24 protein-coding genes are annotated in these 20,121 nt (G+C 66.2%); 12 read left to right on the top strand and 12 right to left on the bottom strand.

Features of this window, described 5'->3' with window-relative positions; translation table 11 throughout:
* Positions 1-2 precede the first annotated feature (2 nt).
* Positions 3-1,661 (bottom strand): cytochrome-c oxidase, cbb3-type subunit I, encoded by a 1,659-nt coding sequence (ccoN, locus tag GGC65_RS20720; RefSeq protein WP_192648884.1) that lies wholly within the window; start codon positions 1,659-1,661, stop codon positions 3-5.
* 171 nt (positions 1,662-1,832) lie between these two features.
* On the opposite strand from ccoN, the gene GGC65_RS20715 reads away from it, so the two are divergent.
* Positions 1,833-2,504 carry an OmpW/AlkL family protein gene (locus GGC65_RS20715; RefSeq protein ID WP_192648883.1) on the top strand — a complete coding sequence of 224 codons (672 nt, stop codon included), beginning with the start codon at positions 1,833-1,835 and terminating at the stop codon, positions 2,502-2,504.
* Positions 2,505-2,529: 25 nt separating this feature from the next.
* On the opposite strand, the gene GGC65_RS20710 is transcribed toward GGC65_RS20715, so the two are convergent.
* Together GGC65_RS20710 and GGC65_RS20705 are read right to left on the bottom strand one after the other, a co-directional pair.
* The gene (locus GGC65_RS20710; RefSeq protein WP_192648882.1) at positions 2,530-3,219 is read right to left on the bottom strand and encodes a Crp/Fnr family transcriptional regulator; all 690 of its coding nucleotides are present in this window, start codon (positions 3,217-3,219) and stop codon (positions 2,530-2,532) included.
* A gap of 31 nt (positions 3,220-3,250) precedes the next feature.
* The gene (locus GGC65_RS20705; protein WP_192648881.1) at positions 3,251-4,060 is read right to left on the bottom strand and encodes a universal stress protein; all 810 of its coding nucleotides are present in this window, start codon (positions 4,058-4,060) and stop codon (positions 3,251-3,253) included.
* Between the two features lie 335 nt (positions 4,061-4,395).
* On the opposite strand from GGC65_RS20705, the gene GGC65_RS20700 reads away from it, so the two are divergent.
* The 3 genes from GGC65_RS20700 (at position 4,396) to GGC65_RS20690 (ending at position 6,275) form a co-directional block, all read left to right on the top strand.
* Entirely contained in the window at positions 4,396-4,941 is a 546-nt protein-coding gene (locus tag GGC65_RS20700) for a GNAT family N-acetyltransferase (protein WP_192648880.1), read from the top strand.
* Between the two features lie 51 nt (positions 4,942-4,992).
* A complete protein-coding gene (locus GGC65_RS20695; RefSeq protein WP_192648879.1) occupies positions 4,993-6,009 on the top strand; it encodes a zinc-dependent alcohol dehydrogenase family protein in 1,017 nt (338 codons plus the stop codon).
* A gap of 65 nt (positions 6,010-6,074) precedes the next feature.
* Positions 6,075-6,275: a hypothetical protein gene (locus GGC65_RS20690; RefSeq protein ID WP_192648878.1), complete on the top strand. Its 201-nt coding sequence runs from the start codon at positions 6,075-6,077 to the stop codon at positions 6,273-6,275.
* 22 nt (positions 6,276-6,297) lie between these two features.
* Here the strand turns inward: GGC65_RS20690 and GGC65_RS20685 are convergent, their stop codons facing one another.
* From GGC65_RS20685 to GGC65_RS20670, 4 genes are all read right to left on the bottom strand, one after another.
* Positions 6,298-6,711, bottom strand: a complete 414-nt coding sequence (locus GGC65_RS20685; protein WP_192648877.1) for a response regulator — start codon at positions 6,709-6,711, stop codon at positions 6,298-6,300.
* Between the two features lie 136 nt (positions 6,712-6,847).
* Complete coding sequence (locus tag GGC65_RS20680) at positions 6,848-7,642, bottom strand: universal stress protein (protein WP_192648876.1); 795 nt, start codon at positions 7,640-7,642, stop codon at positions 6,848-6,850.
* Between the two features lie 139 nt (positions 7,643-7,781).
* Positions 7,782-8,231, bottom strand: coding sequence for a BON domain-containing protein (locus tag GGC65_RS20675; protein WP_192648875.1), 450 nt, complete (start codon positions 8,229-8,231; stop codon positions 7,782-7,784).
* A gap of 2 nt (positions 8,232-8,233) precedes the next feature.
* Entirely contained in the window at positions 8,234-8,440 is a 207-nt protein-coding gene (locus GGC65_RS20670) for a BON domain-containing protein (RefSeq protein ID WP_192648874.1), read from the bottom strand.
* 286 nt (positions 8,441-8,726) lie between these two features.
* Here GGC65_RS20670 and GGC65_RS20665 point away from each other — a divergent pair, with 286 nt between their 5' ends.
* Together GGC65_RS20665 and GGC65_RS23640 are read left to right on the top strand one after the other, a co-directional pair.
* Entirely contained in the window at positions 8,727-9,212 is a 486-nt protein-coding gene (locus GGC65_RS20665) for an Hsp20/alpha crystallin family protein (protein ID WP_225940942.1), read from the top strand.
* 79 nt (positions 9,213-9,291) lie between these two features.
* Positions 9,292-9,420, top strand: a complete 129-nt coding sequence (locus tag GGC65_RS23640; RefSeq protein ID WP_257720438.1) for a hypothetical protein — start codon at positions 9,292-9,294, stop codon at positions 9,418-9,420.
* 24 nt (positions 9,421-9,444) lie between these two features.
* Here the strand turns inward: GGC65_RS23640 and GGC65_RS20660 are convergent, their stop codons facing one another.
* Entirely contained in the window at positions 9,445-10,422 is a 978-nt protein-coding gene (locus tag GGC65_RS20660) for a L,D-transpeptidase family protein (RefSeq protein WP_318780206.1), read from the bottom strand.
* A gap of 4 nt (positions 10,423-10,426) precedes the next feature.
* A complete protein-coding gene (locus GGC65_RS20655; RefSeq protein WP_054731554.1) occupies positions 10,427-11,110 on the bottom strand; it encodes a Crp/Fnr family transcriptional regulator in 684 nt (227 codons plus the stop codon).
* Between the two features lie 268 nt (positions 11,111-11,378).
* Between GGC65_RS20655 and GGC65_RS20650 the strand changes: the two genes are divergently transcribed.
* The 4 genes from GGC65_RS20650 (at position 11,379) to GGC65_RS20635 (ending at position 14,635) form a co-directional block, all read left to right on the top strand.
* Positions 11,379-11,627: a YdcH family protein gene (locus GGC65_RS20650; protein WP_062185537.1), complete on the top strand. Its 249-nt coding sequence runs from the start codon at positions 11,379-11,381 to the stop codon at positions 11,625-11,627.
* Positions 11,627-11,956 carry a TraR/DksA family transcriptional regulator gene (locus GGC65_RS20645; protein WP_192648873.1) on the top strand — a complete coding sequence of 110 codons (330 nt, stop codon included), beginning with the start codon at positions 11,627-11,629 and terminating at the stop codon, positions 11,954-11,956. Before GGC65_RS20650 ends, GGC65_RS20645 begins: the two co-directional genes overlap by 1 nt.
* Before the next feature lie 20 nt (positions 11,957-11,976).
* Positions 11,977-13,254, top strand: a complete 1,278-nt coding sequence (locus tag GGC65_RS20640) for an MgtC/SapB family protein (RefSeq protein WP_192648872.1) — start codon at positions 11,977-11,979, stop codon at positions 13,252-13,254.
* 61 nt (positions 13,255-13,315) lie between these two features.
* Positions 13,316-14,635 carry an NRAMP family divalent metal transporter gene (locus GGC65_RS20635; protein WP_192648871.1) on the top strand — a complete coding sequence of 440 codons (1,320 nt, stop codon included), beginning with the start codon at positions 13,316-13,318 and terminating at the stop codon, positions 14,633-14,635.
* Here the strand turns inward: GGC65_RS20635 and GGC65_RS20630 are convergent.
* The 3 genes from GGC65_RS20630 to GGC65_RS20620 all read right to left on the bottom strand — a co-directional run bounded on the left by GGC65_RS20630 (position 14,632) and on the right by GGC65_RS20620 (position 17,500).
* Positions 14,632-14,955 carry a response regulator transcription factor gene (locus tag GGC65_RS20630; RefSeq protein ID WP_225940941.1) on the bottom strand — a complete coding sequence of 108 codons (324 nt, stop codon included), beginning with the start codon at positions 14,953-14,955 and terminating at the stop codon, positions 14,632-14,634. The two genes, GGC65_RS20635 and GGC65_RS20630, sit on opposite strands and share 4 nt — an antisense overlap.
* Positions 14,956-15,027: 72 nt before the next feature.
* Entirely contained in the window at positions 15,028-15,642 is a 615-nt protein-coding gene (locus GGC65_RS20625) for a response regulator transcription factor (RefSeq protein WP_054733988.1), read from the bottom strand.
* Positions 15,632-17,500, bottom strand: a complete 1,869-nt coding sequence (locus GGC65_RS20620) for a PAS domain S-box protein (RefSeq protein WP_192648869.1) — start codon at positions 17,498-17,500, stop codon at positions 15,632-15,634. The genes GGC65_RS20625 and GGC65_RS20620 overlap by 11 nt, the downstream gene beginning before the upstream one ends.
* A 335-nt stretch (positions 17,501-17,835) precedes the next feature.
* Here GGC65_RS20620 and GGC65_RS20615 point away from each other — a divergent pair, with 335 nt between their 5' ends.
* Positions 17,836-18,420 (top strand): NAD(P)H-dependent oxidoreductase, encoded by a 585-nt coding sequence (locus tag GGC65_RS20615; RefSeq protein WP_192648868.1) that lies wholly within the window; start codon positions 17,836-17,838, stop codon positions 18,418-18,420.
* 48 nt (positions 18,421-18,468) lie between these two features.
* Entirely contained in the window at positions 18,469-20,085 is a 1,617-nt protein-coding gene (locus tag GGC65_RS20610) for an MBL fold metallo-hydrolase (RefSeq protein ID WP_192648867.1), read from the top strand.
* Positions 20,086-20,121 lie beyond the last annotated feature (36 nt).

The following is a 20,121-nucleotide window of genomic DNA, read 5'->3' as shown; positions in this document are numbered from 1 at the left end:
CCTTATTCGGCAGGGACGGGCGCGAGCGGGCGGTCCGCTGCGGCGTTGTACGGGGTTTCGGTCATCGGCTTTTCGGCGCGCACCTTGCCGCTGAGCGTCGCCCAGACGTTGAAGACCATGATCAGGAAGCCGGCGAGATACATCGCCCCGCCCGCGGCGCGGATCAGGTACATCGGGTGCATCGCCGCGACGCTTTCGACGAAGCTGTAGACGAGGTAGCCGTCGGCTCCATATTCGCGCCACATCAGGCCCTGCATGATGCCCGCGACCCACATCGACGCGGCGTAGAAAACGATGCCGACGGTCGCGAGCCAGAAGTGCCAGTTGACCATGCGCAGGCTGTAGAGCCGCTCGCGGCCCCACAGGCGCGGCACGAGATAATAGACGCAGGCGAAGGTGATCATGCCGTTCCAGCCGAGCGCGCCCGAGTGCACATGGCCGATCGTCCAGTCGGTGTAATGCGACATCGAGTTGACCCATTTGATCGACATCATCGGGCCTTCGAAGGTGCTCATGCCGTAGAAGGCGAGCGCCATCACCATCATGCGGATGATCGGGTCGGTGCGGATCTTGTCCCACGCGCCGTTCAGCGTCATCAGACCGTTGATCATGCCGCCCCAGCTCGGCATCCACAGGATCACCGAAAAGACCATGCCCAGCGTCTGCGCCCAGTCGGGCAGCGCGGTGTAATGGAGGTGGTGCGGCCCCGCCCAGATGTAGAGGAAGATCAGCGACCAGAAGTGGATGATCGACAGGCGATAGCTGTACACCGGCCGCTCGGCCTGCTTCGGCACGAAATAATACATCATCGCGAGGAAGCCCGCGGTCAGGAAGAAGCCGACCGCATTATGCCCGTACCACCATTGCGTCAGCGCATCCTGCACCCCGGCAAAGGCGGCATAGCTCTTGGATCCGAAGATGCTCGCCGGCACCGACAGATTGTTGACGATGTGGAGCATCGCAATGGTGACGATGAAGCTCAGGTAAAACCAGTTGGCGACATAGATATGCGGCTCGCGGCGCTTGACGATCGTGCCGGTGAAAACGACCAGATAGGCGACCCAGACGATCGTCAGCCATAGGTCGACATACCATTCGGGCTCGGCATATTCGCGTGCCTCGGTGACGCCCATCAGATAGCCGGTGGCGGCAAGCACGATGAAGAGCTGGTATCCCCAGAAGACAAAGCGCGCGAGCGTCGGGAAAGCGAGCCGCGCGCGGCAGGTGCGCTGGACGACGTAAAAGCTCGTCGCGATCAGCGCGTTGCCGCCGAAGGCGAAGATCACCGCCGAGGTGTGCAGCGGCCGCAGCCGCCCGAAGGTCGTATATTCAAGATTGAGGTTGAGCGCCGGGAAAGCGAGCTGCAATGCGATGTAGAGTCCCGCCGCCATCCCGGCGATGCCCCAGAACAAGTTCGCGATCACACCCCAACGCACCGGGTCGTCGTCATAGACGCCCTGATCGGCGGGCATCTTCAATATCCCGCGCGCGATCGCCTCATAATCGGCGCGCGACACGGTCGCCCAGAGCATCAGCAAAGCGGCCAGCGCGACGATGATCATATGGACGGCGAAGGGCGCATCGACCGCGACCGCCGCCATCACCAGCGCGAGCAGGGCCAGGCCGAGCCAGCCCCCCGCCTTTGCTACCAGAGTGTCCATATCGCTTGTCCCTGTTTTCGCGCGGCTTTGGCGCCGCATGGTTCGGGACCGCTCTTGGCCGTGCGGCGGGGCAAAAACATTGACCAGGATCAACGAATAGATTGCGCGGCATCAATGCCCGGCGACCACGCCGGGTGCAGGGAGCCCAGGTCAACGCAAGGAGCAACGACCATGAAAAAACAGCATCTCTCGCTGATCGCGCTGGCGGCCGCCGCCGCGATTCCCGGGCAGGCCGCGGCCAAGGCTGGCGATGTCCAGTTCAAGATTTTCGCGACCTATGTCGCACCCGACGGCAAGATCAGCGACGTCAAGCTCGACCGGATCGGGCTTCCGGCCGGGACACAAACCAAGGCCGACGACAATGTCACGCCGACGGTCGCGATCGAATATTATGTCGCCGACCATATCTCGCTCGAGACGATTGCCGGGGTGACCCAGCATGACGTGAACGGCCGCGGCGCGCTGAGCGGCGCGACGTTGGTGTCGAACGCCAAGATCGTCCCCGCGACGCTGACGCTCAAATATCATTTCGGCAAGGAAGGCGGCATCCAGCCTTATGTGGGGGCGGGTCCGAGCTACTTCATCTTCATCGACGAAAAGCCCGGCGCCACGACCCGGTCGCTCGGCGCGACCCGCCAGAAGATGGGCGACAAGCTCGGCGCCGCGCTCCAGGCCGGGGTCGATATTCCGGTGAACGACAAGGGACTCGCGCTATCCTTCGATGCCAAACGCTATTTCCTGCGTCCGACCGCGACATGGTATGCCGGGACGACCGAGGTGCTGAAGACGCGGCACAAGCTGGATCCCTGGGTGATCAGCGCCGGCGTCGCTTTTCGTTTCTGACCTCTCAACTGGCGCCGGTGGCCGGTCAGCCTGCCATTTCGTTCAGAGCCGCAAGGTCGTTGATGACGATCTTGCGGCGGGATGGAAGGTCGATCAGGCCATCGGCGCGCATTTTGGTGAACTGGCGGCTCGTGGTCTCGATGGTGAGACCCAAGATGTCGGCGATCTGCTGACGGCCGAAGGGCAGCTCGAAGCCTCGCGTCGTATCCGCCGCACCGGGAGGAGGCGACAAGCGATCGGCCATTTCGAGCAGGAAGGAAGCAACCTTCTCGGACGCCGACTTGCGCCCGAGCAGAAGCATCCAGCGGCGCGCGCGATCGAGTTCGCCTAGCGTGCGGCGCAGCAATTTTTGTTGGAGATCGGGATGGTCGGCGGCGAACTCGTCGAACTGGTCGCGATGGAAGATGCAAAGCTCGGCGGCGCTGATCGCGCTGACGCTATACGGGCTTTCCTTCCCGAACGGCCGCCCGATGAAGTCCGAGGGAAAGACGATACCGACGATCTGCTCGCGCCCGTCGGCGGTGGCGGCGACGAGTTTCAGGACGCCTTCAAGGACATTGGCGACGACCGGCGCGTCGTCGCCCTCCCACAGGAGCGTATGCCCGCTGCTCACGCGCTGGCGCCGGCCCATCCGGCCGAGCAACAGGAGCTCGTCCGGCCGCAGGCTCGCACAAATGGCGCGGTTGCGCACGATGCAGGACAGGCAATCGATCATGCGCCGGGTGCCCGGCAGGTAGGCATCGCGGTCAATGGGCGAGGAGGAGCGGCGCCGGCGCGGCTTCGAGCAGATAGCGCGTCACCCCACCGAACAGGGTCTCGCGCAGCCGCGGACGCCCATAGGCGCCCATCACGATGAGCCCCGGTGCCATTTCCTTCGCGGTTCGCTCGAGTATCTCCTCGGGCGTAAGCGCCCCGCAATCGAGGCGGCGAAGCTCAGCATGAATGCCGTGCCGCGACAGATAGCAGAGCGCGTCCTCGGCCGGCACCCGTCCCTCATCCGGCCCGACCTGCACCATCGTCACGCTGCCCGCGCCCGCCATCAACGGCCCAGCGGCGCGCAAGGCGTGCGCGGCTTGCGGGCTGCCGTTCCACAGGATCATCACCGGGGCATCAAGGTCGAGCGGCTGGCTTTCGGCGGGCAACGCGAGCACGGGCGCGGGCACAGTCATTGCGAGGTCGCCCGCCAGCGTCGGCTGAGCGAGACCGCGCCGGTCGCGGGGGCCGAGCGATACGATGGCAAGATCGGCTAGCGTCGCGGCGAGCGAGAGCGCCGCGAGCGCATCGCCGTCGGCGATGGCGACGTCCCAGGGCACATCCTCGCGCGCGAGCTGCGCCGCGAGCCGGGTCTCGAGCTCGGCATCGGCAAGCTGCGCCTTGGCGAGCTGTTCGCGCGCCAGATACATGCCGCCAAAGGGATCGGAGGCGATGAACTGCTGGAAGGGCGAGCAGATCAGAAAACTGAGATGAGCGCCGAGGCGCCGTCCGATAGCGAGCGCCGTCTCGGTGCGCGCGGCCATGGCCGGGCTCGCGTCGGCGTGAATCAAAAGATTTCGCATGTCTTGCTCTCCTTCATGATGGAGAGGGAAGCGCTTATGCGCACCGGCTTCATTGACACCGGTCAATAAACCGCGCCCTTCAGGCCGGGCGCCATACTGCGGTCGCTCCGTATAATTACGAAATGCGCCGACTGCGCGGGACGCTAGCCTGACTTCGCAAAGGAGCAAGCGATGCCGAGACCCAGTCCATTGACCCCATTTCGCGCGCACCCGCGCCGGACTCCGGTGAATCGCGCGCCGGCGGACCCGCGGCGCGAGCAAAGCCGCATCGCGGGCACCCTCACCCTTCGCCCTTCGCCGCTCCGGCGGCCCGACCCGAATCAAGGAGACAGAGGATGACGCTCACCAATGCGCCCGACACCACGCTCAGCGAGGCGACCGAAACCCGCCTGCAGACCCGCAGCGGCGTCGATCTTCGTCTCCGGCCGGTCGCCGACAGCGACGCGGATATCGTCAATCATTTCTTCGACGGCCTGACGGCGGACGATATGCAGTTCCGCTTCCTAAGCGGCCAGTCGCACCTGTCGAGCGCCCAGCTTGCGGCGATGATCGGTGTCGATCACCGGCACCGCGAGCATCTGCTCGCGTTCGATGCCGCGACATCGAAGCTCATCGCAAGCCTGCTGATCGCCGCCGACGATGCGTTCGTGACCGCCGAGGTCGCGATTTCGGTCGCGCCGGCGTATAAGACACGCGGCGTCGGCTGGACCCTCCTCAACCATGCCGTCGATCTCGCCCGCGTCCGCGGCCTCAAGACGCTGCGGTCGATCGAGAGCCGCGCCAACCGGGGCGCGATGGAGGTCGAGCGGACGCTGGGGTTCAAGGCGAGCGACTATGATGGCGACGCCACGCTCGCTCTGCTCGAACTCGATCTTCGCTGACCCTGGCCATCGGGTCGGCGCCCGGCAGGCAGCCGGCTGGAGACACTCCCAATGGACCACGGCTTTCATGCCATGCAGCTCGACACGCCGGGCGCACCGCTGCACCGCGTCGAACGCGCGATGCCGACCCCGGCAGACGGCGAAATCAGGATTGCGATCACCGCGTGCGGCGTATGCCGGACCGATCTCCATATCGCCGACGGCGACATCAGCGGCCGGCTTCCGATTGTCCCGGGCCATGAGATCGTTGGCCACGTCGATGCTCTCGGCGCGGGCGTCACGCGGTTCGAGCTTGGCGACCGGGTCGGCGTGCCTTGGCTCGGCAGGAGCTGCGGCACCTGCCCCTATTGCGCCACGGGCCATGAAAATCTCTGTGACGCGCCCGAGTTCACCGGCTTCACGCGCGACGGCGGTTTCGCTTCGCATGTCGTCGCCGATGCGCGATTTTGCCTCGCAATCCCTGCCGCCTTCGACGATCTTCATGCGGCGCCTTTGCTCTGCGCCGGCCTGATCGGCTACCGCGCGTATCGCATGGCGGACGGCGCGAAGGCGCTCGGCCTCTATGGTTTCGGCGCCGCCGCACATATTCTCGCGCAGCTCGCGATCGCCGACGGCACCGATGTCTACGCCTTCACGCGCGAGGGCGATACCGCTGGCCAGGATTTCGCCCGCCGGCTTGGTTGCGTCTGGGCGGGCGCGTCGACCGAAGCACCGCCGGACCCGCTCGACGCAGCGATCCTCTTTGCGCCGGTTGGAGCACTGGTTCCCGAAGCGCTACGCCATGTCCGCAAGGGCGGACGCGTCATCTGCGCGGGCATTCATATGAGCGACATCCCGTCCTTTTCTTATGCCGATCTCTGGGAGGAAAGGTCTATCCGGTCGGTCGCCAATCTGACCCGTGCCGATGGCGCAGCATTTCTCGAAGCCGCGGCGCGCTGCGGCGTGCGGACGCATGTCACCGCGCAACCGCTCGCCGACGCCAATCGCGCGCTCGACCGGTTGCGCGCCGGCGAAGTCGAAGGCGCGCTCGTCCTCGTCCCCGAGGGCGCGGCTAGGGGGAATCCCTAATGGCGCGCCCGCACCAGCGGCGCGAAAGTGGCGAAGGCCAGACGGGCCTGTCAGGAGAGACTGCCATGGATCGTTTCGGGCGAGACCCCGCCAGCGCGGCGCGCCCTCCCGAATGTCCCGATTGCGACCCGCCGGTGCAGCCCGACAAGGCCTATCCGGAGACGCCGGCACCGGACCCCGATCGCCAGCCGCTGCGCACGTCGCCGGAGGCACCGGTGCTTCCCGACAGTCATCCCGAAGCCACGCCGCGCGAATATCCCGAATAGCCGCGCCCGGCCGGACAAGGCCTCAAGGGCTTGCGGGCGGCGTGCCGCTGCGCGTGAGCCTTGTCACGGCGTCGACAAGCATATGCTCGCGCAAGGGCTTTTCCAGAACGAGCGCGAAGCCCGCCTCGCGCGCCCGCGCGCTCAATTCCCCGGACGGATAGGCCGAGATCAGGATGGCCGGCCCATCCCAGCCCTGCGCGCGTAGCGCGCCCAGCATCGCGATCCCGTCGCTGCTCTCGAGCCGGTAATCGACGATCAGACAGTCGGGCGCGGCGCGCGCCGCCTCGGCGAGCGCGGGATCGGCGGCGGGCCAGGCCTTTGCCGCAAATCCGCGTCCCTGCAGAAGCAGGAGGAGCGAGCGCCGCACCGCCGGGTCATCCTCGACGATAAGAATGGTCGGCGGTGCCTCGCTCCAACCCGATCGGGCGATCAACATGTCCATGGTCCCGTTATCGAAGCTTTGGCCGGCCGGCAGGTTTCCGGACCCTTCCGGCCAGGTCTTGCAGAATTGCCGGGCTCGCCCTGTCGGAGGTGCGAGCCCGAAGCCGGAAAACAGGGCCGGCGGCCATCGATCAATGGCTCATGAGCAGAGGGAATTTGCTCTTCGAAAGCAGATTCTTCGTGGTGCCGCCGAAGGTCTCGCGCAGCCGGCCGCGGCCGTAAGCGCCCATCACGATATAATCGGCGCGGAACATCTTTGCCTCGTCGGAGATCAGGAAATCGGCGTGAAACTTGCCGATGTCGGTCTTGCGTACATTCGCCGCGATGCCGTGGCGCGAGAGATAGGTCGCGGCATCCTCAGGCACGATATGATTGTCGGACCCTTGCGCGGTGAAGATCTCGACCTCTTTTGCGAAGACGAGCAGCGGTACAGCGGCGCGGAGCGCGGCCGCCGCCGAGGGACGGCCGTCCCATGCGACGAGCGCACGCTCAAGCTCGAAGCGTTCGAGCGTCTCGGGCACCGCCAGCACGGGCGCACTCGCGCGCGCGACAATGCGGCTCGCGATGTCGCGCATGTCGGGCATCGGAAAGCCGTCGAGCGCGCGATTGAGGATGATGAGGTCGGCGAGGTCGGCTGCATCGAGTACCGCATTCGCGATCTCGTCCATCGCGTCGATCCAGCTCCAGCTGACATCCTCGCGCGACAGGCGCTCGCTGATCACCGACTTGTTCTTCGCCTCGCTTTCGCGCTCGTCGAGGATGACGACGGTTTCGGCAAAGCCGAACCCGTCACCGGCGATGAGCGGATAGGGCGTGACGTCGATGCAGGTCAGATGGCCTTCGACCGCCCGGGTGATATCGAGCGCCGCCTGCAAGCGAGCTTCCTGGCTATGGTCGTCATGTACGAGCAACAGGATATTCTTCATGAGCCGTCTCCTTGGTTTCTGCGCCGAGACTATGGGTCGTCGGCCCAACCCGATATGCGCAATGATACGGATAGAAAGGCGGCCGCCCGGATGTCCGGACGGCCGCAGGGGGGTCGCCTCTTCCCCAAGGCGAGCGGGATCAGCTGTCGACCGCGAGATAATCCTCGACGTCGGTCACGCCGGGCGCTGACCAGGCAGCGAGCTCGGCCATGCGCCGCTCGCCCCACGCCTTGACCCAGCCGCGCAGTGTGACCGTGCTGCCCTCGGTGGTGACCGATACGCCGCTTGCGTCGAGACCCGCCTGACGCTTGAACGCTGCCATGATCCGCGCCTTGACGTCCGCAGGGGTCGGAATATCGCCGACCTTGATCAGGTTGGAGACGCCGGTGACCCCCGATATCTGTCCCGCGGCGCGCGCGACTTCCTTCGCGATGAAGTGCCATTCGACGGTGCCGGTCAACGTGACCCAGCCGCGCTCGACCTTCACTTTGACCTGCCCCTCGGGGATCGCGACCGTCCAGCCGATCATGTCGACGATCCGCTTGGCGATTTCATGGTCGGCGGTCTTGGGATCCGACGCGAAGCGCACTTTCAGTTCCTCGGCAAGCGCGCGAACCCCGCGACGCGCCGTACGGCGCGCTCGGCCGCGACCTTCTGCGGGAAACTCTTCACATAGCCCGCCAGCGTCACGACGCCGTCGTTGACGGAGACGCCGATATCGGCGTGATCGACGCTCGGATCCCATTCGAGTTCGGCGACCACATCATCCTGCAGCTGGCCGTCACTCTTCTTCTGCATGATCATTCTCCTTCGAAAGAAATCCGGCTCGCATTGCGAGCGGACCGAAGCCGGCGAATATCGGCAAGAACCGCCGGCGCGTGCGGGCAGCCTTAACCCGGGACGAAGGATGCGGCTTATCCGCAACTTTCCGTAAGGAGAGCTCCGCTTGGGAGCTTCCCCGATTCTGCCGTCGCAGCCTGCTCGCTAGGTCCGGGTTGCGCTCCGGCGCATCGCGGCGACGAGGGTCCTGCCCGGCACAGCCCGCCGCCGCGATCCCTCTCGATTCTCAAGAAGGAGCAAGCTGATGAACGATCTGACCCCCACCCGCACCGCGGGTAGCCAGCCCGCTGAGGCAGAGCTTGGCGCGATGAACTGGCTGCGCGGCGAGCTCGACCGCATGTTCGAGGAGTTCGCTCTCCCCGGCCGCAGCCTGCTGAGCTACGTCCCGCGGCTCGTGAGCCCGCTCCCGGCGGTCGAACTCGTCGATACCGGCCCGGCCTACAAGCTGACCGCCGAGCTCGCGGGCCTCACCGAGAAGGACATCCGGCTCGAGGTCGCCGACGGGGTCCTCCTGCTCGCGAGCGAAAAGGAGGAATCCTCCGAGCGCCGCGAGGATGGACATCTGATCAGCGAGCGGCGTCACGGCAGCTTCCGGCGCCGCATCGCCCTGCCCGCCGACGCCGATGCCGACAAGATCGAAGCGAAGTTCAAGCATGGCTTGCTCAGCGTCGAGATCGCGAAGACCGAAAAGGCGCGCGATCACGCTCGCAAGATCAAGATCGCCAGCTAGGCAAACGGGCCGGAACCGCAGACGCGGCTCCGGCCCTCCCGCTCGATCTCGCGCGATTCCCTCGCACCGGAGTTATATCATGCCCCCTGGTATTCACACCGACCGGCACGGCGAGGCGCTGCTTCGGCTCAAGCTCGGATCGGCGATGCTTTCGCTTGTGATCTGCGCGTCGTTGATCCTGTCGCTCGCTCCGCGGCTGTGGCCGTAGGACCAGACGCGCCGATGTCGGCGCCTAGCGATCCGGCGCGCCTTCCTCGTCCCCGCCGAGAATCTCCGCCGGCACCGGGCCTCCGGCGCGCAGCGAATCGGGCGTGATGATCACGCTCGTTCCCGCGACCAGAAGCGGGCCGAGCAGCGCGCGCAGATCGGCCGCGATGTGGACGCGCCCGGCGAACGACGTCGGTGTCCTCGCGGCGATCGCGCCCGGGAGGGGGACTTCCGTCCAGGCTGCCGGCCCCTCGACGCCCGACCGCCGGATGAAGGCGGAAGTGCCCGTCATCGATCCCTCGATGCGCGCGGGCGCCGAGCCGATGATCGTTCCGTTACGAAGGATCAGGATCCGCTGGTCTGTGGCACTGGCGATGATCGACAGGGGGCCGCTGGGCGCGCGTTCGGGCGTCCAGAGCAGCGCGCCATCGGAAGGGCGCGTTTCGGTCACGGCGAGCGGATCGGTCGGGGCCGCACGCGGCACCGCTGCGGCATCGGTGACGATGACCGTCATGCCGAGCCGGGAGACGCCATAGAGGAGACGGGCGAAGCCATGCGGCAGGCGAATGCAACCGTGCGAAGCGGGGTAGCCCGGCAAGGTGCCGCCGTGCAGCGCCACGCCGCCCCAGGTCAGCCGCTGCATATAGGGCATCGGCGCATCATCGTAGAGGCTCGAGCGATGGTCGACGTCGCGCTGGAGGATGGTGAAGACACCGGTCGGGGTTTCATGGCCGGCCTTGCCCGTCGAGACAGTGGTAATCGCGATCGGGACGCCATTGCGGTACAGCGTGCCGCGCTGGGTCGCGAGACTCACGATCATCATCAAGGGCCCGCGCGGCGCGATCTCGGGCGCCCAGATATAATCTCCGGGCTTCAACCGCTCGGCGGCATCGAGCACGCTCCCATGCGGGCTTGAGGGCTCGGCCGAGGCCGCGAGTGGCAACAGCAGCGCCGCTCCCAGCAAAAGCGCTGCCCTTCCGGCGAGCTTCGCCCAGGTTCCCACTTTCTCAACCGGCCATCGCTGCCACTCGGGCGCGGTCGTTGATCCGTACCGCGCGCCGCGAGGGCAAGTCGACGAGGCCGTCGCTGCGCATGCGCGTCAGCTGCCGGCAGGTCGTTTCGATCGTCAGCCCCAATATGTCGGCGATCTGCTGGCGGCCGAAGGGGAGCTCGAACCCGCCCGGGGTCTCGCTGGCATCGGCGGGCAGCCGCTCTTCCATGTCGAGAAGGAAGGAGGCGACCTTTTCGGGTGCCGACTTGCGGCCGAGCAGCATCATCCAGTGCCGCGCGCGGTCGAGCTCGTCGAGCGTGCGATGGAGCAGTTTCTGCTGGAGATGCGGATGGCGACCCGCGAAATCGTCGAACTGCTGGCGATTGAAGATGCAGACCTCGGCGTCGGTCATAGCGGTGACCCGGTAGGGGCTTTGCTTGCCGAACGGGCGGCCGATAAAATCGGAAGGGAAGACGAGCCCGACGATCTGCTCGCGGCCATCGGCGGTGGCAACGACGAGCTTCAGGACGCCCGACAGGACATTCGCGACCGTCGGGGCTTCGTCGCCTTCCCAGAGCAGGGTGTGACCCGCCTTCACGCGCTGCCGCCGCCCCATGCGGCCGAGTTCGGCGGCTTCGTCGGCAGCAAGGCTGGCGCAGATGGCGCGGCAGCGTACGGCGCAGGATGCGCAATCGCTCATCGCTGTGCACCCGCAAGCGACGCGCGCTGCGCACGCCACTCCGTTGCTTGGCGGTCGCGGCCTGGCTGGCGGAAAAGATGTGGCTGACCCCTCATGCGGCCGGGAATAGCGGCTCTGCATGCGCCCGTGATTACGCAACTGTACGTATGCGGTGCGAGGAAAGGCCCGACCGGCGCGAACCGCCAGGGGCGTAAGGGCTATTGCGTAACGACAGGGCGCGCGTCCCGGCGCAATCCGGCGAGACAAATCCGCGACGAAAGGACCCAGGATGAGCGAAGCCGGCCACGATCTTCATGCGCTGTTTCCGGACCACGGGCCGGCGCTCCATGCACTCAAGCTTGGCAGTTCGAATTTTCGCCAGCTCGCCGAGGAGCATCATGACCTTCAGAGCCGGATTCAGCGAGTCGAGGCCGGTCTTGCGGCGGTCGCCGACGACCAGCTGGAGGACCTCAAGAAACGGCGGCTGTTCACCCTCGACGAGATTGCCGCGCTCATCGCGATCGAGGAGGAGGCGTGATGCACAGTCTTTCCGAAATACGCGCGGGCCTGGTCGTGCGCCTCGACCAGCTCGCAGCGGAGGTTGAGCGGCTGGAAAGCGAGAAGCGCGTGCCGCTCGACGACGATTCCGCCGAGCAGGCTATCGAGCGCGAAGACGACGAGACGATCGATGCGCGGCAAAGCGCCGCAACTGAGCAGATGAAGGCAATCCGGCTCGCGATCGCGCGTCTCGATGCCGGCCATTACGGCCTCTGCACCGCGTGCGGCATCCCGATCGATGCCGCGCGCCTCGAAGCCGTTCCGCACACCGCGCATTGCATCGACTGCGAGCGCGAGTTCGGCGGCTGAACATACGTCCGGCGAACGACATGATCGAATCCCTTCCCGACGCCAACCTGCAGCAGCTCGCCGGCATCGGACTGGCGCTTCTTCTCGGGCTGCTTGTCGGCATCCAGCGCGGCTGGAGCCTGCGCAACGAGACCGCGGGCAGCCGCTTCGCGGGTGTGCGGACCTTTGCGCTGTTCGGCCTTGCAGGCGGCATCGCGGGAGCTACCGGATCTCAAAGCCCGGCGATCGCGGCGATTGTCGCCGGGGCTGCAGCGGTCCTCACCCTCATCGGCTATGCGAAAACCGCGCGGGCGCCCGAGCAGCTCAGCGGGACATCAAGTCTCGCGGCCCTCATCACTCTCGGTTGCGGCTATCTCGCAGTCAGCGGTCGGAGCGAGATGGCGACGGTGGTCGCCGTTGCCATGACGCTGGTGCTTGCGCTGCGCACCGAGCTTCATCGCTGGGTTTCCGGTCTCAGCGATATCGAGGTCGGCGCGATCGTCCGGTTCGCGCTCATCGCGCTCGCCATATTGCCGCTGCTGCCCGACCAGCGCTTCGGCCCCTATGACGCCTGGAATCCCCGCCAGCTCTGGCTGGTCGTGGTGTTCGTCTCGGGCTTCTCCTTTCTCGGCTATATCGCCGCGAAACGCTTTGGCGCCTCGCGGGGCACGCTCGTAATGGCCGCGACCGGCGCGATGGTTTCCTCGACCGCGGTGACCGCAGCGCTCGCGATGCGCGTGCGCGATGGCGAGGAAAGCGAGGCGATGGCCATTGCCGGCATCGGCGCGGCGTCGGCGGTCATGCTGATCCGCGCGATCATCCTGACCCTGTTCCTCGCGCCGGCAGCGATGCCGGCCTTCGGCTGGCTTGCGGCACCCGCCGCGCTGGTGAGCGGCGGCGCGATGTTCTGGGCTTTGCGGAGCCGCCGCAAGGAAAGCGCTGCCAACCGTCCCGTCGAGCTCAAGAACCCGTTCCGGCTCGCGCCGGCGATCGGTCTGATGCTGCTCGTCATGGTGCTGACCGTCGCCGCACGCTGGATGATGGCGATGGTGGGCGAACGCGGCCTCGCGCTGGTCATCGCGCTTTCAGGCCTGGCCGACGTCGACTCCGCGATCATCACGGTGGGATCGCTACCTCCGGGTCTGCTCGAGGGCCAGATCGCGACGATCGTCATCATTGCCCCGGTGCTCGCGAACACGCTGTTCAAGGGCGCCACCGCCCTGGCGATCGCGGGGCTGCGCAAAGGATGGAAGCTCGCCCTGCCGCTTGTCCTGAGCGTGGCGGCCAGCCTCGCAGTCACGCCGACCCTTCTCGTCTGAGCCCGATCGGATGCAACATGAAATGGCCAGAGGTGAAATGATTTCAAAAACTGGGGCCTCGATGACCGCAGCAATTGACCAAGACGAAGGACCGCCGACCCAGCCGGCGAACCTCTCGTCAAACCCGCGGACATTTCTTCGCGCGCTCGGTCCGGGCCTGATCGCCGGCGCCGCCGACGACGATCCGAGCGGAATCGGAACGCACAGCCAGATCGGCGCGGCATTCGGTTACCGGCTCTCCTGGACCTTCGTGCTGAGCTTCCCGCTGATGGTGGCGATCCAGGAGATCGCCGCCGAGATCGGGCGGGTTACCGGCGCAGGGATCGCGCGCAACCTCCGTCGGCATTATTCGCGTCGCCTGCTCTGGTCGATGGTGTCGCTGCTGCTCGTCGCGAACATCATCAATCTCGGCGCCGATCTCGGCGCGATGGGTGCGGCGCTGGCCCTGCTCGCCGGAGGCAAGGCCGGACTCTATACCTTGTTGTTCGGGATCCTCAGCATCGTCCTCGAAGTCGGCCTTAGCTATTCTCGCTACGCCGCAATCCTCAAATGGACGACGCTCACCCTCTTTACCTATGTCGCGGTGCTGTTCGTGGTGCATGTTCCATGGGGCACGGCCCTCACGGCGCTGCTGCTTCCCGACATCGAACTCAATGCAGCCTATGCCACGGCGTTCGTCGCGATCCTCGGCACGACGATCAGCCCCTATCTCTTCTTCTGGCAGGCGGGGCAGGAGATCGAGGAACAGCATCGCCATCATGCCAAGCCGCTCTGCCTGACGCCCGCGGCAGCCGATGGCGAGTTCAGGCGCATTCGTGTCGACACGCTGACGGGCATGGCGTTCAGCACGCTCATTTCGCTCGCGATCGTCTTCGCGACCGCGGCGACGCTGCATGCCGAGGGCATACGCGATATCGCCACATCGGCGCAGGCCGCCGAAGCGCTGCGGCCGCTCGCCGGGCCGTTCGCTTTCGCGATGTTCGCGCTCGGAATCATCGGCACCGGCCTTCTCGCCGTCCCGGTACTGGCCGGATCGGCCGCCTATGCCGTCACCGAGATGGCGGGGATGGCAGGTAGCCTCGACGCCAAGCCGCTTTCGGCGCGTCTCTTCTACGGAACGATCGCCGCGACCACGCTTGCCGGCGCCTCGCTCTCGGCGATCGGCATCGACCCGGCGCGCGCGCTCTACTGGGCAGCGGTGGTCAATGGCGTGCTCGCCGCGCCGCTCATGCTGGTGATGATGCTGATCGCCCGCAATCCGCGCGCGATGGGACGTCTCGTCATTTCGCGCCGCCAGAGCTGGTCGGGCTGGGCGGCAACCGCGGTGATGACGGCAGCAACCTTGCTGTTTTTCTTCTTCCTCGTGACGGGAGATATCTAGCGCGTGGCGCGGGCTTGCCGCGCGATCAGTGCGTCGATCCGGTCGCGCTGGGGCAGGATGATACCGAGGAGCCCGGCGAGCGTCGCGGCGCCGAGCTTGCGCATCAGGCGCGAGCGATGAATTTCGACGGTGCGGTGACTGATGCCGAGCTCCTGCCCGATCTGCTTGTTGGTGAGACCGCGCACGAGCCCGCCCACGACTTCGAGCTCGCGATGTGTGAGCTGTTCGATGAGAGGGGGCGAATGCCGCGACCGCGCAGCGCGGTCCGGCGCGGGGCGGCGGATCGCGGCCTGTGGGTCTTCGCGGCGGGCTGTCGTCATGCGGTCCATCCTCCGATGGACAGTCGTCTAGCGCTCGGGCGTCCTGCGGTCGTTACGTAATGTCCGCAGATTTCAGGCGCCGAGACCGGCGGCGAAGGCGAGCCGCAGCGCGTCGGACAGGCTGCGGACATCGAGCTTCGCCATGAGGTTGGCGCGGTGGACTTCGACGGTACGCGGCGAGATGCCGAGGTCATAGGCGATCGTCTTGTTCGGCAGTCCCTGCGCGAGCCCTTCGAGAACCTCGCGCTCGCGCGGGGTCAGGATGCCAAGAACGACCTCGGCCTCGGCGGCGCGCGCCACCGCTCCATCGGCCGCCGCCATGCGGGCGAAAGCGGCCTCGATCGAGGCAATGAGCACCGCCTTTTCGAACGGCTTTTCGAGGAAATCGACCGCGCCGGCCTTCATCGCCCGGACCGCGATCGAGACGTCGGCGTGCCCGGTAAGGACGATCACCGGCATGGTAACCCCGCGCTCTAACATCGCCTGCTGGACCTCGAGGCCGTCCATTTCGGGCATGCGCACGTCGAGCAGGACACAGCCTTCGGGCACGTGCCGGATTTCCTTCAGGAACAGCGCGCCATTGGCCCAGGTCTCGACCGCATAGCCCGAGGTCTTGAGCATGAAACTCGCCGACCGCCGGATCGCCTCCTCATCGTCGACGATATGCACGAGCTTCCTATCCGACATCATTTTCCTCCGCCTTCGCGCTCACCAGTGTGAAGTGAAATTCGGTCCCGCCGCCGGTGCGCGGCTCCATCCAGATACGTCCGCCATTGGCCTCGACGATCGTCCGGCAGATCGAGAGACCGAGTCCCATGCCTTCCGCCTTGGTGCTGACGAACGCCGTAAAGAGCTGCTCGGCGACCTCGGGCGTCACGCCCGGTCCGGTATCGGCGACGATCACGCGGACAAAGCCGCGCTGGTCGGGACGGCTCGTGACGGTCAGCTGCCGCACCGGACTGTCGGCCATCGCTTCGACAGCGTTGCGAATGAGGTTGATCAGCACCTGCTGGATCTGGACCTTGTCGACGAGCACCGGCGAGGCATAGGGATCGAGGTCGAAGCGCGGCTCAACGCTCTTCTCGCGCGCGCCCATCAGTCCGAGCACCGCCGCCTCATTGATGAGCAAGGGCAGTTTCTCGATCGTCTTCTCGACCTCGCCGCGCGCCACGAAGTCGCGCAGGCGGCGAACGATATGCCCTGCGCGCAACGCTTCCTTCGCCGTATCGTCGAGCGCATCACGGATCATCGGAATATCGTCGGGATCGGGATTGGCGAGCAGGTCGCGCACCGCTTCGACATAATTGGTGACCGCGGTAATCGGCTGGTTGAGCTCATGCGCGAGCGTCGAGGCCATCGTCCCCATCGCGCTGACGCGCGAAACATGGATCAGCTCGGACTGGAGCGATTCGAGCCGGGCCTCGGTCTGCTGGCGTTCGGTGAGGTCGCGGATGAAGCCGGTAAAGAGCGGGTGGCTGTCGCTCGACGCCTCGCCGATCGACAATTCCATCGGAAAGGTCGAGCCGTCCCTGCGCTCGGCGAACACCACGCGTCCGATGCCGATGATGCGCTTTTCCCCCGTTTCGAGGAAGCGCCGGATATAGGCATCGTGGCGCTCGCGATCGGGTGAGGGCATCAGCCGGCTGACATTGACCCCGAGCAGTTCGGCCTCCTGATAACCGAACAGTCGCTCGGCGGCAGCGCTGAAGGACACGATCGAACCCTGATCGTCGATGACAACCATCGCATCGGGCACCGTCGAGAGGATCGACCGCAGATGGCTTTCCTGCGACCGCAGCGCCTCCTCGGCGGCGCGCCGTCCGGTGATGTCCGAGACGACCTTGGCGAAACCGCGAAGATCGCCGCCCGCGGTGCGAAGCGCCGTGATCGAGACATCGGCGAGGAACTCGGATCCATCCTTGCGGACGCGCCAGTCCTCCATCTCGAGACGTCCCTCGCGCGCCGCAACGGCAAGGTCGCCCTCAGGTTTGCCGGCGGCGACGGCGTCGGGCGGATAGAAGATCGCGGCATCCTTGCCGACGACCTCTTCCTCGCGCCAGCCCTTGAGGCGTTCGGCGCCCTTGTTCCAGATCGTCACGCGGCCTTCGGCATCGAGCAGGTAGATCGCATGCCCCTGCGCGCCGTCGATGAGCAGATTGAGTTCCTCGGCGACCAGCGCCGCCTCGGCATCGCGCCGCGCGGCGCGATGGTCGCTTTCATGCGCGCGCCGCCGCATCCGCTCGAAGGCTTGCGAGAGCGCGACAATGCCGGCCGCGGTGACCAGAAACATGATGGCCTCGACGAGATTATAGCCGCTGCCGTCGCGGACCGCGGCGAAATAGAGACCAAGCACAAGGGCCGGCGCGGTCGCAATCGATGCCGCCATCGGACCGGCATAGAAAGCGCCAGCAAGGATAGCGGGTGCGAAAAGCAGGAAGGATGCACTGCCGCCAAGCCAGGGGGTGAGTGCATAGCGAAGCAGCGCCGCAGCAGCGACGAGCAGAAGCGCCAGCGCCAGGCGTATCGCAAAAGGACGTTGCATCATCGACATCGACCGCGCGGCCTCCGCCCGCGCTGCAAAGGCGCCGCCGCCCTCGCGGTGCGCCTTCCCCCGATCTCCGTCCATAGCGGCTTTTGGCGGGGCGCGAAACGGCCGGCGCGTTCGCGATCCGTATTGTTCCTTAAGGGACATCCCGCTTCGCTAGGACGGCAAGCGCCGTGCAGCCATGCGGGAATCTACGGATAGGAGGAACCCGCCCGCGATATCAAAAGCGGCACGCGGATCGTCGCGCCTCGCCCGTCCCGTCCAGCTCGGCCCGGCGCGGCGGTCCATTGCTCCCGCGCTAAATTCCGGCAGCGGCCCTTCGTTCAGGATGTCACATGCAGACCAGACGGATCACGCTCATCGACGGACATCCCGACCCCGATCCGGGACGGTTCGTCCATGCGCTTGCCGATACCTATGCGGCGGCGGCGCTGGCGGCGGGCCATGAGGTCCGCGGCATCGTCGTCGCGGAGCTCTCGTTCGATTTGCTCGAGAGTCGCGCCGAGTGGGAGGAGGGTCCGCTTCCGCCCGCGATCGCCGAGGCGCAGGACGATATTGCATGGGCCGAACATCTGGTGATTTTCTACCCGCTCTGGCTCGGAGACCTGCCCGCTCGCCTCAAGGGCTTCTTCGAACAGGTGATGCGCCCGGGCTTCGCGTTCGCGCCCAAGGCGAACGGCTTGCCCGAAAAACGCCTCAAGGGCCGGACGGCCCATATCGTCGTGACGATGGGGATGCCCGCGCTCTTCTACCGCTTCTATTTCCGCGCGCACAGCCTGCGCAGCCTCGAGCGCAACATTCTGCGCTTTGTCGGCATCGCGCCGACCGAACGCAGCATCGTCGGCAATGTCGAGGGCGATCCCGAGCACCGCACCACGTGGCTCGAGACAATGACCGAACATGGCGCGGCGGGGCGCTGAGCCGATGCACGGTCGTCGATCCCGTCCGCGAACGAAGGGCAGCTAGTCATGGCCAATACCGAAACGCCGCTGACGATCCAATTCCATGGCGCTGCCGGAACCGTCACCGGCTCGTGTATGGAACTCACGCTCGGGCAGCACAGGATCCTGATCGATTGCGGACTGTTCCAGGGATCGCGAAGCCTCGAGGCGCTGAACCATGGCTCGTTCGCGTTCGAGGTCGGCAAGATCGACGCCGTGCTCCTGACCCATGCCCATATCGATCATTGCGGTCTGTTGCCGAAGCTCGCGAAGGAAGGCTATCGCGGCCCGGTCTGGTGCACCGCGCCCACCGCAGACCTTCTCGAATATATGCTCGCCGACGCGGGGCGGATTCAGGAGAGCGACACCGCGCGCCGGAACCGTCGCTACGACCGCGCCGGCGAAGCGATGTTCGAGCCGCTCTATACCGAGGCCGATGGCCTTCGCGCGTGGCGGCTTGCCGAGCCGGTCGGACTTGAAACGTGGTTCGAACCCGCGCCGGGTTTCCGGGCGCGGCTGTGGAACGCCGGCCATATCCTGGGTTCGGCCTCGGTCGAACTGGAAGCCGGCGGGGTGCATCTGCTCTTTTCCGGCGACATCGGCCCCGACAACAAGGCGTTTCACGACGATCCGGCAGCGCCGGATGGCGTCGATTTCCTCATATGCGAAGCGACCTATGGCGACCGCACGCGGCCCAAACTCTCGATCGAACAGCGCCGCGCGCTACTCGAAACCGAAGTCAAAGCGGCGCTCGCGAGGGGCGGGAATCTCGTGATCCCGACCTTTGCGCTCGAACGCACGCAGGAACTGCTGCTCGATCTCGCGCGCCTGGCCGACGCGAACCGCATCCCCAATGTGCCTATCTTCGTCGACTCGCCGCTCGCGAGCCAGGCGACGAAGGTGTTCGCAGGCCATGCTGCCGAGCTCGAAGATGTCGAAGGCGCCGACATCTTCCGGCATCCCTCGATCCGCTATGTCGAGGACGTCGCCGAATCGATCCGCCTCAACAGCGTGTCGGGCGCCATCATTCTCGCTGCCTCGGGCATGTGCGAGGGCGGGCGCATTCGCAATCATCTCGAGCATAATCTTCATCGGCGCCAGTCGACGATCCTGTTCGTCGGGTTCCAGGCGCGCGGATCGCTCGGGCGGGTCATCCTCGACGGAGCCGAGCGCGTGCGGATTTCTGGCAAGGAGATCAATGTTCGCGCCGCCGTCCGGCGCATCGACAGCTATTCGGCACATGCCGATCGCGACGAGCTCGCGGCATGGATACGCGAACGTCACCCGATCCGTGGCGGACTTTTTCTGGGTCATGGCGAGAGCGAAGCTATCGAAGCGCTTCGCACGCTCGTCCAATCCGAAACGCCCCGCCTCGCCGTCGTCGCTCCGGCGATCGGGGAGAGTTTCGCGCTCGCCCCCGGCGCACCGCCCAAGCGGATCCGGACCGGACGCGTCGATATCGCCCGGCTCGCGGGTGAAGACTGGCAGAATGACTACGCCGATTTCGCCGCCAATCTGAAGCACAACCTCGCGCACATCCGCAGCGAGGAAGGGCGGCGCAAGGCGCTCGACGAGATGCGGCGGGTGCTCGCCAACTATGAGGCGGCGCGCTCCCAGCAGAAGCGGCGGCGCCGCGCGGCATAGACAAAATCCTCGCAACCGGCGGGTTCCACGCGATCG

Origin of the sequence: Sphingopyxis sp. OAS728 (assembly GCF_014873485.1) — a bacterium.
In the GTDB taxonomy this organism is placed as follows: domain Bacteria; phylum Pseudomonadota; class Alphaproteobacteria; order Sphingomonadales; family Sphingomonadaceae; genus Sphingopyxis.
This window is presented reverse-complemented; position numbering and strand designations above follow the sequence as displayed.